This is a genomic window from Paenibacillus doosanensis (genome assembly GCF_025060755.1).
Taxonomy (GTDB): domain Bacteria; phylum Bacillota; class Bacilli; order Paenibacillales; family NBRC-103111; genus Paenibacillus_S; species Paenibacillus_S doosanensis.
This window is the reverse complement of record NZ_JANYUY010000066.1, coordinates 26,103-39,534: the sequence shown is the minus strand read 5'-3', so window position 1 is coordinate 39,534 and position 13,432 is coordinate 26,103. Positions and strand designations below refer to the sequence as shown.

The following is a 13,432-nucleotide window of genomic DNA, read 5'->3' as shown; positions in this document are numbered from 1 at the left end:
AAGCGGCGTAACTCCCACAAAGGCAAAGAAAGACACAGTGATTATACTCAAATCGTGATGAAAAATCATTTGAAAACCGAGTCTTACTCCGAAGGGACCTACAAAAGTAACTCCGTCGGACAGACTCTTAGAAGCCCGGTGAACAAGCGGCCGGAGAGCGGGTAGAGCATTGGAACAGCTATACAAACGGAGGAGAAGATGCAATGAGTATCATCAGCAGCAAAATCGGAGCCGTGTTCATTCCGGTCAGCGACATTGTCAAGGCAAGAGAGTGGTATTGCGATCTGCTAGGCTTGGAGCCCGAATATAAGATTCACGCCGGGCATTTATGCTGTATCCCGATGGACAACAACGGCTTGAACATCGTGCTGGACAGTAATGTTTATTCGGAGGAAACATACTTCCGCACGCCTGCGTTCCATTTTAATACGGAGGACATTCAAGCGGCCTACGATTTGATGCAAAATCGCGGGATCGAGCTGGTTACCGGAATCGAAAACGGGCACTGGTTCAATTTCAAAGATCCCGATGGGAACTGCCTGATGATTTGCAAATGCTAGGGGATTGCAGGCTGACGGGGGCTCGGCCCGGCTGCAGTGAGCTGAAGGCGGCTTGGAGCTGTGAAAGGTATCGCAGCGAAAGGCTGCTTAGAGAGTTCGAGCGAATCCGCGGCGAGAAGTTCGTCGACCCATACAAAGCGCATCGCTGTCTTACGGATAGCCGGTGCGCTTTTTTGCTGCTTGGGAATATGAGGCGGGTCTCCGCTGAGGCACCCGGAGCCGCGCGGTGGTGGTCAACCTCTAACCAGCCGCAGTTGCTCGCTTGCCCCCGCATGCCTAGCTCCGATGCTGGTAGCCGTTGCGGTATTTGGCCGGGGAGATGCCGGTATGCTGGCGGAACACCCGCAAGAAGTAGTTATAGTCGGCGAACCCGACCTGGGCGACGATCTCCTTCAGAGGGAGATCCGAGTGCTGCAGCAGCGATTTGGCTTTCTCGATTTTGATCCGGTTGGCGTATTGCAGCGGCGTCATGCCGGTATGCTTTTTCAAGCATTTGGATAAATAGTCGATGTGAAAATTGAATTTTTTGGACAAGTCATCGAGCCGGAACGGTTCGGAGCAGGTCGCATACAAGTATTGAACGATTTGCTCGCTCAGCTTCTGGCTTCGCGAATACGTTTGCGTGCGCAGCCGTTTTTGCAGCAGGACGAGGAACTGGCCGAGCAGCGCCTGCAGCTGCAGATGATTTTCGGGGGAAAACCGGCTGTGCAGCTGTTTCATCTGATCGAGCAGCGGGAATGCTTCGTCGGGCTCCACATGGGCGAATTTGGGGAGGTACATCAGCTGACGATGCGGCTCCTGATCCCGGTAAGTGGGGGAAGGGGATACCGCCGTCCATTGAATATCCTGGGCGTGTACGGTGCGCAGCGGGCTGGAATGCAGAAAGTGCAAGTAATACAGCTCGGTTCCCGCCGGGCAAGGCCGATGCCCTCTATGCAGCCGGTGCGGCTCCAGCACGAGAAAACCGTTCTCGCCGATCTCGTAAGGAACTTCGTCCTCGGTCATATAATAAGCGCCGCTTTTCACCAGAATCATGTCGTACAGCGGAAAGCTCCTCTCAAAATGCTGCGTTCCTTCCCGCGGCTTCGTATGGCCGACGGTTATATATTGCGGCATCGGCGGTATTTGCAGCTCCAAACAGTCCACTTGCGCAGCCTTCCCTTCAAAATAAATTGAAAGCGTATAATATTTCATACAAGAATTTATTTTACCCGTTAAATAATGATAAAATCAAGTAATCATACATAACGAAAAGTCTGATATTGTACTTAAATCGAATGATATTTTCTCTAGGTCCCCGGCGCCGCTTATGTTTAAATGAAGGAGCATACAAGATTGCCGAGCGATGAACCGAACATTTTGTCCAATGAAAAGGCGGGTGGGGATTGTTTGAGAAGTTCATACCGATTATGGCTGGCGCCGCTGCTAACCTTGTCTATCGTATCCGGCTGCAGCTCCACTGACACGTCACCGGGCGATACGTCGAAAAAAGAAGAAGCGGTGCAAACCGAACCGGCCACGATCAAAATCGCGGTCAGCAACAATATGTTCACGGAGGAGGATTTTGCCAAGTACATTACGGAGCCGGTTAAAAAGAAGTATCCGTACATCACGGTGGAGAGGATCAATACGTCCGAAAAAGGGAGCAGCGTAACCGATCTTCTCTCCGCGGGCACAACCCCCGATATCGTCGGCTATTATCCGGGGAATCTGAGCGCGATCAATGATCTCGGTTTGACGTATAACATCGAGGATTTGATCAAGAAGCACCGGTTCGATGTGAACCGGATCGCTCCGGAAGTGTTGGAAACGATCAAAATCGCCAGCAATCAGAGCTATTTGGTAGGCTTTGCCGCTTATCATAACCCGTTCGGGTTATTTTACAACAAGGACGTGTTCGACCGGATGGGCATTCCGTACCCGCAGGACAACATGACTTGGGACGATCTGAGGGATTTGTCGATCAAGATGACAAAGATGGACAACGGCGTGCAGTACCGCGGGCTATATGCGGATTTCCTGTACCGCGGCGCGCGGCAGCTGGCGTTGCCTTATGTCGATTTCCAAACGAACAAATCGCTGCTGAACACGGACTCGTGGAAGGAGCTGTTCCAGCTGTGGGAGAGCTTGTACGACATTCCCGGGATGACGGCCGGCGATTACAAGACGCTGAACTACGGCAAAAACGAGCAGGCGTTTATCAAAGGCGAGCTGGCCATGCTGGCCGGCTACAGCAATACGCTGAATGCGCTGAAGAAAGCGCCCGATGTAAGGTGGGACGTCGTCACTTACCCCTCCAACAAAAAGGCGCCCGGCGTTGCCCACCGCGTAGACAGCCCGATTCTCGCGATTACCGCGCAAAGCCCGAACAAGGACGCGGCGTTTCAGGTGCTGGAGACGATGATGTCCGACGAAGTGCAGACCGACATGGTGCGCAACGGGCGCATGACGGTGCTCACCTCGCAGAAGGTGAAGGATGAGTTCGGCAAAGGCATCCCCGAATTTAGCGAAAAGAACCTGATCGCGATGACCAAGCCGAAGATGGCCGTCATTACGCCGATCAAATATTTGAACGAGGGCGAAGTCGATAAAATAACGAGCAATGCGTTCCAGGCCGTTGTCAATAAAGAAAAAGATATTAATACGGCGCTGCGCGAAGCCGATGAATTATTGAACAAGCATATCGAGGCGCAATTGAATAAATAAAACAGACCCGATTGGAGAGAATACCATGTCTGCAACGATTGAACGTTTAAGCGAAAAACTGCTTCCGGCTCCCGTGAACGGCGGCTTCCGGATGGAAGGCTACTGGGTATGGTGCGGATCGGTAATTAAGGGCGAGGACGGCCGCTTCCATATGTTCGCCTCCCGCTGGCCGCAAACGCTGCCCATGCATCCCGGCTGGATTATGGCTTCGGAGATTGTGCGCGCCGTATCGGATACGCCGGAAGGGCCTTACGAGTTCCAGGAGGTTGTGCTGCCGGCCAGAGGCGCTCAGTATTGGGACGGCCGGAGCACGCATAATCCGCATATTACGAAGTGCGGCGATACGTACCTGCTCTACTATATGGGCTCGACCCATCCGCTGCCGGAGCCTGCGCCGGGCGAGACTGTCGGTCTGGACGATCCGCGCTGCATCGTAGGGCGCGCCAACAAGCGGGTCGGTCTGGCGACGTCGAAGAGCGTGTTCGGCCCGTGGAAGCGCTCGGACAACCCGATCCTGCCGACGCGCCCGGACAAATTCGACAGCTTCCTGACGTCCAACCCGGCGCCGTGCGTGCATGAAGACGGCTCGGTGCTGCTCGTATACAAAGCGAGGAAATATGAAGGCCATGTGCACGGCAAGATGACCATCGGCGTGGCCAAGGCCGCCCATTACGAGGGCCCCTATGTGCGGAATTCCGATGAGCCGCTGTTTTCGCCCGAGCGGTTCCATATCGAGGACCCGTTCATTTGGAAAACGCCGAACGGCTACGAGCTGATCGCCAAAGATATGGAAGGGACGATCTGCGGCGAAAAGCACGGAGGCGTGCATGCGTACTCCAAGGACGGACAGCAATGGGCGTTCAGCGAATCGCCCAAAGCGTACTCGCGAACGGTCGCTTGGGAGGACGGCACCGTGCAGACGATGGGCAGTCTGGAGAGGCCGTTCCTGCTGTTCCAGGACGGAAAGCCGACGCATTTGTTCGCCGCGGTCGCAAACGGCCCGGGAGGGTTCCAGCAGGCGACGCGTACGTGGAATATGTGCATCCCGATCGGGGAGTAGAAGATAAGGCGGAAGCTTATCCGCCGCATCATAGGCAAGCAGTTATCCGCCAACCGGGTAGCTGCTTGTTTTGTTTTAACCGGAGCACAGGTATTTTTCAGGAAAAAGTAGGAATAAACGGGGACGGCGGAGAATAGGTGATGAAAGCGTAAACAGTAACGCTTATGCCAGCGCAATAACAGCTTCAACCAATCCGTTAAAAGGAGGTCGGACTGATTGACGACGTATCATACGGTCATGATGAAGCCGCAGGACAAGGTGGCCGTCGCTTTAAGCCAGATTCCGGCAGGAACGACGCTTACGGTCAGCAGCCAGGGCAAGGAACTGGAGGTTACGCTGCTGGAGACGATCGAGTTCGGTCATAAATTCGCCGTCGTGCCTATGGAAGCGGGAGACGATATTATCAAGTACGGCGAAGTGATCGGAGCCGCCACCCGCAGCATACGCCGCGGCGAGCACGTGCATATTCACAACCTGGAAGGCAAGAGAGGAAGGGGGGACAGACATGAAGCCATCTGAATCGCTTCGCAGAACGTTTTGGGGATACCGCAGGCCCGACGGGGGTGTCGGCGTCCGCAATCATGTGCTGATTTTGCCGACGATCGTCTGCGCCACGCAGACGGCGGCGAGGGTGACGGAGCTTGTGCAGGGAACCGTCAGCTTCATCCATCAGCACGGCTGCGCCCAGGTCGGGGTCGATTACGAGCAAACGTTCCGCACGTATGTCGGAAGCGCCGCCAATCCGAACGTATACGGCGTCATCGTGCTCGGGCTCGGCTGCGAGACGCATCAAGCCCGCAGCGTTGCCGCGGAGGTGCGTAAAACCGGCAAGCCGCTGGAAGTGATCTCGATCCAAGATCACGGCGGCACGCTGTTCACGGTCGCCGAAGCGGCCCGCGCCGCGGCGCGAATGGTGCAGGAGGCGTCGCGTCAGCGGCGGGTGGAATGCGACTTCGGCGAACTGATCGTAGGCACCGAATGCGGCGGCTCCGACGCCTGTTCGGGCTTGTCCGCCAACCCAGCCGTCGGCGTCTGCAGCGACCGGATTGTCGATCACGGCGGAACGTCCATTCTCGCCGAGACGACGGAGCTGATCGGAGCGGAGCATCTGCTGGCGAACCGGGCGGTGGACGATCAGGTGGCCAAACGGGTGTATCAAGTGATCGAGGCGATGGAGAAGCGGGCCTTCGCGATGAACGTCGATATTCGCACGGGCAATCCGAGCCCCGGCAATATTAAAGGCGGCATCAGCTCGCTGGAGGAGAAATCACTGGGCGCGGCCAACAAGTCGGGAACCCGCCCATTGCAGGAGCTGATCGATTATGCGGAGCGCCCGACCCGGCGCGGATTGGTATGGATGGATACGCCCGGCCATGATATCGAACAGCTGACCGGTATGGTAGCGGGAGGCTCGCAAATCGTGCTGTTTACGACGGGCCGCGGCACCCCGACGGGCTCGCCGATCGCGCCGGTGATCAAGATTGCGACGAACACGAGCATTTTCGAGAAAATGAGCGATAATATCGATCTGAACGCCGGGACGATCATTGACGGCACGGAAACGATCGAATCGGTAGGCGACCGCATCTTCGAAGAAATTATTGAAGTTTGCTCGGGCAAGCTGACCAAATCGGAAATATTGAAGCAGCATGATTTCGGAATATGGAGGATCGGACCGACATTCTAAACTTAATGCCTGGATGACGGATAGCCCAAGACTTAAGTCGGGGAGCCGGCCGGTCTCGGGACGGTTTATAGAATTTGCGCAGCAGCATACAATAAGGGGAGTTTATGTCAGAAATCGACAATCCTAACCGACAGGTGCTGCTGCTATGCTGGAATCTTATTTATTCCCTATCCGCTATGCTCTGCTAACGTTTCCGCTGGCCGCGCTGCTGTTCACGCTGCCGTTTCTTATCGTCCAATACCGCAAATACGGCTATGTGAACGGTTTTCGCGGCTTTGCGATGTACGCTTTGCTGCTTTATATGATTACCGCTTATTACTTGGTCATTTTGCCGCTGCCGGATACGGTTCATACATGCACGGGACCGGGCAAATCGTACATTCAGCCGGTTCCGCTGCAATTCGTCAACGATTTCTTGAGGGAGACCCGCGTACGATTCGATCAGCCTTCCACTTATTTGCTGCTCATTCAAGAGCGTGCCGTGCTGCAGGTTGTGTTTAACGTGCTGCTGCTCGTTCCTTTGGGGCTGTTTCTGCAATATTATTTCCGGCGCAGCGGTTGGCAGACGGTCTCCGCGGCTTTAGTGCTTTCGCTGTTTTTTGAAACGACGCAGTTAACCGGTCTGTACGGTATTTACGATTGCCCTTACCGGATATTCGACGTCGACGATCTGCTGCTGAATACGCTCGGAGGCTGGATCGGCTACGGAATGGGCCGGTTGTTTGCCAGCCGGCTGCCTGATATTGGACAACTGGACCGCAATGTGGATTTATCCTCCAGGCGTGTCGGCTATATCCGCCGCTTCGTTGCTTTCCAGATCGATTGGGTGGTTCTGCTTCCGTTTGCGGCGTTTTTGCTCGTGGTGGGGCGTCCGCTGTATATGCTGGCGTTCGTGCTGATATATTTTATCGGCGTTCCGTATGCGACGAACGGTTACACGTTCGGCAAATATATCGTCCGAATCCGTCTGAAAGGACAGCATGAGCATATCCGGCTTCAGGAGCTGCTGATGCGATACGGACTGCTGTATGCCGCAATCGGCGGCCTGCACGTTCTGACGGCGCTGGCCGCCAAACAAGCCGTGCCGGACGACATGGCCGTTTTCTTGGCGTTATTCACGCTAGGGATCGACATCCTGCTCGGCTTTCACCTGCTGCGCAGGTTATACCGCCGCGATAAAGGCTTATTTTACGAAGCGATCAGCAGGACGAAGCATATTATCGTATAAATGATGCAAGCTCAGGCCCAAATGCAGCCTGGGCTTGTTTGTTTGAACCGGGTCGGACGCAGGATAATAGGACAAAAAAATGAAATTTTAAGCGCTTTTCGACATGGTTTTATATAGAATCGAGCTATTCATTGTACTAGAATGAACAAAGCGTCAAGAAAGACAGCAAAGGAGAGCAATAAGCCTATGGAAACGTTCCGCAATCCGGTTTTACCTGGTTTTTACCCTGATCCGTCGATTTGCAGAGTAGGAGAGGACTATTATATGGTCACCTCCTCTTTTGAATATTTTCCGGGAGTTCCCATCTTCCACAGCAAAGATCTCGTTCATTGGCGGCAGCTCGGCCATGTGCTGGACCGCCCGTCGCAGCTGGATTTGGATGAAACGCCGTCCTCCAAAGGCATTTACGCCGCAACGATCCGGCACCATAACGGCATCTTTTACATGATCACGACGTTCGTCGTCAGCGCCACCGGAGCCCGCCGCAATTTTTACGTAACCGCCGAAAACCCCACCGGCCCCTGGTCCGACCCGCATTGGCTGCCGGACGCGCCGGGCATCGATCCGTCCTTGTTTTTCGACGAGGACGGCAAGGCGTATGTGATGGCGAACCGGATGCCGCCGGAAGGACAGCAGTATCCGAAGCATATGGAAATTTGGCTGCAGGAGCTCGATCTGGAGCATCATCGGCTCGTCGGGCCGAAATACAGCTTATGGGACGGAGCGCTGAAGCAGATTCACGCGCAGGAAGGCCCGCATCTGTACAAAATCAACGGCTATTATTACCTGCTTATCGCAGAAGGCGGGACTGGCTTCACGCATTCGGTGACGATCGCGAGGAGCGAGTCGATAACGGGGCCTTACGAGAACTGCAAAATGAACCCGATCTTGACGCACCGTCATCTGGGCAGAGGCTATCCGATCACGAACGTAGGTCATGCCGATATCGTCGAAACCGAGAACGGCGAGTGGTGGATGGTGTGCCTCGCTTCGCGTCCTTACGGCGGGGACTTTCGCAACCTGGGCAGGGAGACGTTCCTCGTTCCGTTCCGCTGGGAAAGCGGCTGGCCGGTTGTCAACCCGGGCAAAGGCATCGTCGAGCTGGAGCTGCCGCGGCCGAATCTGCCCGAGCATAGATGGCCGTCGGAGCCGGTTTGCGACCACTTCGAGTCGTCCAAGCTGGGGCTGCAGTGGAATTTTATCCGCACGCCGCGGGGCGAATATTGGTCTTTGACGGAACGGCCGGGATATTTGCGGCTGAAGCTGAAGCCCGAGCGGATGACGGAATGCGCCAATCCGAGCTTCGTCGGAAGACGTCAGCAGCATATGAATTTTGCCATGCGGACGGTTATGGAATTTAAGCCGCGGCGCCAGGGAGAGACGGCGGGAGCGGTTCTGCTGCAAAACCAGGACTATCAATTCCGGATGGAGCACGCTTATACCGAAGCTAGGACCGTCATCCGTTTGGTGGAGCGCAAGGCGGGCGAGGAGCGGCTATTGGCGGAGCGTCCGGTAGATGCGTCCAGGCTGTATTTGAAGGTGGAAGCGGTAGGTCAAGCTTACCATTTCTACTACGGCACCGAGGCGGAAGTATGGCACACGCTGGCCGAGAATGCGGACGGCACGATCTTGAGCACAGATGTAGCCGGAGGCTTTATCGGCGCTTATATCGGGCTGTTCGCCAGCAGCGAAGGGCAAGCGAGCGAAGCTTACGCCGATTTTGACTGGTTCGAGTACCGCGAAATTTAACAAGCGAAGGGATGACGCGCAGATGACAACGGCAGCTCAGCAAATCAGGGAACAACTTGGTGAAATGGACTCATTGTTCGGCGATTTTTTCAAGTGGCTCGCAGGCCAGTACGATTCTGCCTCCGGAGGCTTCTATTATGCCCGCAGCTCGTTCGATATGGAGAACTTTATTCCGGATATCGAATCGACGGCGCAGGCGGTCAATATTTTGCTCCGATCCGGCTTATTCGATGCACTTCCTCAGGAGACGAAGGAAAATATCGCGGCATTTTTCCGCAATAAGCAGGACCCGGATTCCGGTTATTTCTATGACTCCGATCCGAATATGCGCAAGGATGAGGTTATGGTAATGCGCGCTTTGGGCTACAGCACCAACTCGCTGCATCGTCTGGGCTCTGCCCCGCTATGTCCGCTGCCCCATCAGGTACAGGAGAGACCGGACTACCTGCGGTCGCCGGAAAGTTATGTGGAGTGGCTGAAGCGGGTCGATCTGAGCAACAGCTGGAGAGGCTGCGATTTTATGGGAACGCCGAACCATCATATCGCCAAGTTCGAAGAGCCGGAGCGGAGGGAATTTATCGAAGCGGGCGAGCGTTATTTCGCCTCGATTCAAGACCCCGAGACCGGTTTATGGGGCGAAGGGAACCGTTACATCCGCATATCGGGAACGTTTAAGCTCAATGCGTTCTATTCCCGTTTCGGCGTTCGCACGCCGAACATCGACCGGATCTACCGGACGATCTTAAGCTGTCTTCGCGAAGACGAGGCGCGAGATATGTGCTGGATTCGCAATCCGATCGATCTGCTCGGCACGTTCCGGCAGGAGCTGCGTATTCCCGAGGAGGAATTGGAGGAGATTATCCGCATTACGGTCTCCAACATGCGCAAGCTATTGCGGCCGGACGGAGGCTTCTCCCGCGAAATTCATCAATCGCCGCCTGCCCCTAACGTAGCCCAGGTGAAAGAAGGCGACTTCTATTCGTACATGCCTGCGCCGGTGCCTATCGGCCAAGGGCTCGTGGAAGGGGATATGAACGCGGGAACTCAAGCGCTGCTTATTCGCGAGTATTGCCACAAGCTTGCCGGCGTGGAGCATCGTCCGCTTGCGTCGGCGTCTCCGGCAGCGTTTCTCGACAATATCGGCCGCCGCTAAAAGTATGGTAAAAAAAGGGCGGAGGGGCCATTTGAATCTGGAAAAGCGTAAGCGGTCGCCTTTGAAAACGGATTCTCTTCATAAAAAAATGGGAAAATAATCCGATTTCAACAGCGATTGGAGGATCAAATGGACGCCGCAGCGAGCTTTTTCACCACCCTTCTAAAGCTAGCAGAAAAGGAGCTTACAGTGAACAGCAGAACGTATACGAACCCTATCCGGCCCGGATTTCATCCCGATCCGTCGATCGTGCGGGTCGGCGAAGATTATTATATGGTCAATTCCACGTTTCAGTTTTTCCCGGCTATCGTCATTTCTCATTCGCGGGATTTGGTCCACTGGGAATATATCGGCCATGCGATCACCGAAAGCGATTATATTCAGCTATCGGATTTGCCGGACTCTTACGGGATTTGGGCGCCGGATATCGCTTATCATGAAGGTACATTTTATATTATGGCTACGCTGCGTCTGCACGGCTCGGGTCGGCGCAATATTCTGATGCATTCGGACCGGCCGGAAGGACCTTATTCGAAGCCTGTAACAATCAACGAAGAAGGGCTCGATCCCTCCCTGTTCATTGATGACGACGGCAGCCGTTACATGGTGTTCGGGGGCGGCGGCGCCAAGCTGCTGAAGCTGAAGGACGATATGTCGGGCGCAGAGGGCGAAACCGTCTTTCTATGGCCGGGAACGGGCAAGGCTTCGCCGGAAGGGCCGCATATTTTGAAAAAAGACGGCTATTACTACATCATTTTGGCCGAAGGCGGCACGGAGTACGGTCATTGCGTCACGACGGCGCGTTCCCGTTACCTTACAGGGCCATATGAATCGTGCCCGGATAATCCCGTTCATACCCAGACCGACCCCGCTGCGGCGATTCAACGCGCAGGTCACGGGAAGCTGGTTCAGACGCAGCACGGCGAGTGGTGGATGGTGCATTTGGCGGGAAGACCGGTAGCCGGAAACTACTGTACGCTCGGCAGGGAAACATGTCTGGAGCCGGTTCGCTGGACCGCGGACGGCTGGTTCGAGGTGAACGAGGGGCGCGGTCCGAGCGTCACTCAGAGAGCTCCGCAGCTGGAGGAGACGGTCTATCCGTATCCGGCGCTGGATGATTTCGACGAATCCGCGCTGCCGCTGCATTGGCAGTTTGCGAGAAACCCCGACGAGGCGAAGTGGTCGCTGACCGAAAGACCCGGCTGCGTGCGTCTATGGACGGGTGAAGCGGATATCGATACGATCGAAGCCCGCAATGTGCTGGTGCGCAGGGAGCAGCATCACCGCTACAGCGCGAGCATGAAGCTGGAGTTTCGGCCCGAGCGGGACGGAGAAGAGGCAGGACTCGTCTGCTATTACGACACCCGCTGCTTCGTGAAGCTGTGCGTTGCTCAAGATAGCGGGCTTAAGCTCAAGCTGATCGAGCGCCGGGCTTCGGTGACCCGCGAGCTGCAATCGGCGGCTATCGGCCAAACGGAGGCGGAGGCGATCTACCTGCAGGTTCGCGTCGATCGCGAAGTCCGCAGCTTCTACTATAGCGGCGACAACGAGAATTGGGTTCTCGCCGGGCGGATCGGCGACGCCGTATTCTTAAGCGACGAGGGAACGATGGAGAAAAAGGCGTTCACCGGCACGATGGTCGGCTTCTATGCCGTGAGCGGCGGATCGGGACGCAGCATCCCCGCGGATATTGACTGGTTTCATTACGTGCCCGCCGCGGGCGAGTAAGTACCGGAATTGTGGCCAAACAGCGGCCGGGAGAGCCGAGAGGGAGCTGGAAATAACGTCGGCGCTCGTCCTTGTAGACGGAAGCTTTTTCGTTTAAAGAATAGATTCCCGCATGTGCAGTTATGTTTTTTCTTATAGAAGGAGACAGCCGTTGAGGCTGTCTTTTTGTTGTTTAGGAAATGATGCGCAGCAATATCCTGAGGATATCCGGGGTCTCCCCCGAAAGTAAAGTCTACACGTCACTTTTGGGGGATTTGTTCCCGATCAGGCAGTAGAAATAACTGTTAATTTATGGTACGTTTAAAGAAACGGACATGCGTCCCAGACTCGTGTTCCTAATGCAAGGAGGACTCAGTGGCTAATGAAGATCATTCTGGCAAGACACGGCGAAGACGAGAGCGGCTATCGCGGCGGCTGGAGCCCGAGGGGCTTGACGGCGGACGGCATACTTCAATCGCGGAAGCTGGGAGCGTACCTGGCCCGGCATCAAGCCGTCTTTAACATCAATACGATCGTCAGCAGTGACCTGCAGCGTGCGATGGAAACGGCGCGCGAAGCGGCCGCAGAGCTGAAACTGCCCGTCATCTATTCCTCCGCCTGGCGGGAGATGAATAACGGACTGCTTGCAGGTATGCCCAATCCGGAAGCGGAGCGGCGGTTTCCGGGCGTTTATTTCAACACGCTGCGGATGGACGAGCCGTTCCCCGAAGGCGAAAGCCCGCAGCAGTTTTATGCGCGAATCCGCGGCGCATTCGAGCACTTGCTCTCCCGGCTCGAACAGGCGGAGTTGGAAGCCAATGTGCTGGTCGTAACGCACGGCGGCGTTATCAATGTGATCTACTACCTGCTGTCCAGATTGGACTGGACGAACAAGGCTCCGTTTCATTCCGCCGGCAGCACCGGCCTGCATATCGTTGAGCGGACGGAAGAGGGTTGGACCATTACCGGCAGGAATGAGACGAGCCATCTGGCTGTAGAGGAGGATTCGGCCGTATGACGCAGGATATGACGATCCGGCAGCTTCAGGAGCAAATACGGAGAACCGATCATCATCCGGAGGCCAAGGAGCGATATTTTTACAAATTAATCGAAGAGATCGGGGAATTGGCCGAGGTTGTCAGGAAGCAAAGCCGCCTGCAGCGAGGAGAAAGCATTAAGGGAACGATCGAAGAGGAATTGTATGACGTTCTGTATTACGTGGCGGCTCTGGCCAACGTGTATGATATCGATTTGCAGGAGTGCCTCGAATTGAAGGAACAAATCAATAAAGTAAAGTGGAACAAATAATCGGGAGGGTGGGGCCTTATAATCATCATGGAGGTGCCCTCTAGAATGTTCTGAAGAAATACATCGGTTAATTGACGGTTCTAAGCTATATGTTTTTGAGGAAAGCAATCATTGTCCACATCTCGAAGAGCCTACATTATTTATAGAAGTCGTAAAAGAATTTTTGAACTAACGATAAGTTCCATTCAAAGCGATTCCCTTAAATAGGAGTGGCTTTATAGGAACCGTGCGTCGCTATGAATAAATTGTAACGGGCCGCAGCCGTTAACAAGCT

Annotated in this window: 12 protein-coding genes; 11 read left to right on the top strand and 1 reads right to left on the bottom strand. The window is 55.0% G+C overall.

Annotation, left to right across the window (positions count from 1 at the left end):
- Nucleotides 1–203 precede the first annotated feature (203 nt).
- Nucleotides 204–560 (top strand): VOC family protein, encoded by a 357-nt coding sequence (locus tag N0M98_RS29865; protein WP_249862999.1) that lies wholly within the window; start codon nucleotides 204–206, stop codon nucleotides 558–560.
- A gap of 276 nt (nucleotides 561–836) precedes the next feature.
- On the opposite strand, the gene N0M98_RS29860 is transcribed toward N0M98_RS29865, so the two are convergent.
- Nucleotides 837–1,706 carry a helix-turn-helix domain-containing protein gene (locus N0M98_RS29860; RefSeq protein WP_259620061.1) on the bottom strand — a complete coding sequence of 290 codons (870 nt, stop codon included), beginning with the start codon at nucleotides 1,704–1,706 and terminating at the stop codon, nucleotides 837–839.
- A gap of 243 nt (nucleotides 1,707–1,949) precedes the next feature.
- On the opposite strand from N0M98_RS29860, the gene N0M98_RS29855 reads away from it, so the two are divergent.
- The 10 genes from N0M98_RS29855 to N0M98_RS29810 all read left to right on the top strand — a co-directional run bounded on the left by N0M98_RS29855 (nucleotide 1,950) and on the right by N0M98_RS29810 (nucleotide 13,158).
- Nucleotides 1,950–3,266 carry an ABC transporter substrate-binding protein gene (locus N0M98_RS29855; RefSeq protein WP_259620060.1) on the top strand — a complete coding sequence of 439 codons (1,317 nt, stop codon included), beginning with the start codon at nucleotides 1,950–1,952 and terminating at the stop codon, nucleotides 3,264–3,266.
- Nucleotides 3,267–3,291: 25 nt separating this feature from the next.
- On the top strand, nucleotides 3,292–4,326 hold the full coding sequence (locus tag N0M98_RS29850) for a glycoside hydrolase family protein (protein WP_259620059.1): 1,035 nt from the start codon (nucleotides 3,292–3,294) through the stop codon (nucleotides 4,324–4,326).
- A gap of 216 nt (nucleotides 4,327–4,542) precedes the next feature.
- Nucleotides 4,543–4,845, top strand: coding sequence for a UxaA family hydrolase (locus N0M98_RS29845; RefSeq protein WP_249863003.1), 303 nt, complete (start codon nucleotides 4,543–4,545; stop codon nucleotides 4,843–4,845).
- On the top strand, nucleotides 4,832–6,013 hold the full coding sequence (locus N0M98_RS29840; protein ID WP_259620058.1) for a UxaA family hydrolase: 1,182 nt from the start codon (nucleotides 4,832–4,834) through the stop codon (nucleotides 6,011–6,013). Before N0M98_RS29845 ends, N0M98_RS29840 begins: the two co-directional genes overlap by 14 nt.
- A gap of 145 nt (nucleotides 6,014–6,158) precedes the next feature.
- Complete coding sequence (locus N0M98_RS29835; RefSeq protein WP_249863005.1) at nucleotides 6,159–7,241, top strand: VanZ family protein; 1,083 nt, start codon at nucleotides 6,159–6,161, stop codon at nucleotides 7,239–7,241.
- A 186-nt stretch (nucleotides 7,242–7,427) separates the two neighbouring features.
- Nucleotides 7,428–8,990 (top strand): glycoside hydrolase family 43 protein, encoded by a 1,563-nt coding sequence (locus N0M98_RS29830; RefSeq protein ID WP_259620057.1) that lies wholly within the window; start codon nucleotides 7,428–7,430, stop codon nucleotides 8,988–8,990.
- Between the two features lie 22 nt (nucleotides 8,991–9,012).
- A complete protein-coding gene (locus tag N0M98_RS29825) occupies nucleotides 9,013–10,143 on the top strand; it encodes a prenyltransferase/squalene oxidase repeat-containing protein (RefSeq protein WP_259620056.1) in 1,131 nt (376 codons plus the stop codon).
- 189 nt (nucleotides 10,144–10,332) lie between these two features.
- Nucleotides 10,333–11,871 carry a glycoside hydrolase family 43 protein gene (locus tag N0M98_RS29820; protein WP_259620055.1) on the top strand — a complete coding sequence of 513 codons (1,539 nt, stop codon included), beginning with the start codon at nucleotides 10,333–10,335 and terminating at the stop codon, nucleotides 11,869–11,871.
- A 361-nt stretch (nucleotides 11,872–12,232) separates the two neighbouring features.
- Complete coding sequence (locus N0M98_RS29815; protein WP_259620054.1) at nucleotides 12,233–12,868, top strand: histidine phosphatase family protein; 636 nt, start codon at nucleotides 12,233–12,235, stop codon at nucleotides 12,866–12,868.
- On the top strand, nucleotides 12,865–13,158 hold the full coding sequence (locus N0M98_RS29810; RefSeq protein ID WP_259620053.1) for a MazG nucleotide pyrophosphohydrolase domain-containing protein: 294 nt from the start codon (nucleotides 12,865–12,867) through the stop codon (nucleotides 13,156–13,158). The genes N0M98_RS29815 and N0M98_RS29810 overlap by 4 nt, the downstream gene beginning before the upstream one ends.
- Nucleotides 13,159–13,432: the final 274 nt, after the last annotated feature.

Excerpts from the sequence above, each read along its gene's own strand:
- N0M98_RS29865 (WP_249862999.1), top strand. The coding sequence starts at position 204 with ATGAGTATCATCAGCAGCAAAATCGGAGCCGTGTTCATTCCGGTCAGC.
- N0M98_RS29850 (WP_259620059.1), top strand. The coding sequence starts at position 3,292 with ATGTCTGCAACGATTGAACGTTTAAGCGAAAAACTGCTTCCGGCTCCC.
- N0M98_RS29840 (WP_259620058.1), top strand. The coding sequence starts at position 4,832 with ATGAAGCCATCTGAATCGCTTCGCAGAACGTTTTGGGGATACCGCAGG.
- N0M98_RS29835 (WP_249863005.1), top strand. The coding sequence starts at position 6,159 with ATGCTGGAATCTTATTTATTCCCTATCCGCTATGCTCTGCTAACGTTT.
- N0M98_RS29830 (WP_259620057.1), top strand. The coding sequence starts at position 7,428 with ATGGAAACGTTCCGCAATCCGGTTTTACCTGGTTTTTACCCTGATCCG.
- N0M98_RS29825 (WP_259620056.1), top strand. The coding sequence starts at position 9,013 with ATGACAACGGCAGCTCAGCAAATCAGGGAACAACTTGGTGAAATGGAC.
- N0M98_RS29815 (WP_259620054.1), top strand. The coding sequence starts at position 12,233 with ATGAAGATCATTCTGGCAAGACACGGCGAAGACGAGAGCGGCTATCGC.
- N0M98_RS29810 (WP_259620053.1), top strand. The coding sequence starts at position 12,865 with ATGACGCAGGATATGACGATCCGGCAGCTTCAGGAGCAAATACGGAGA.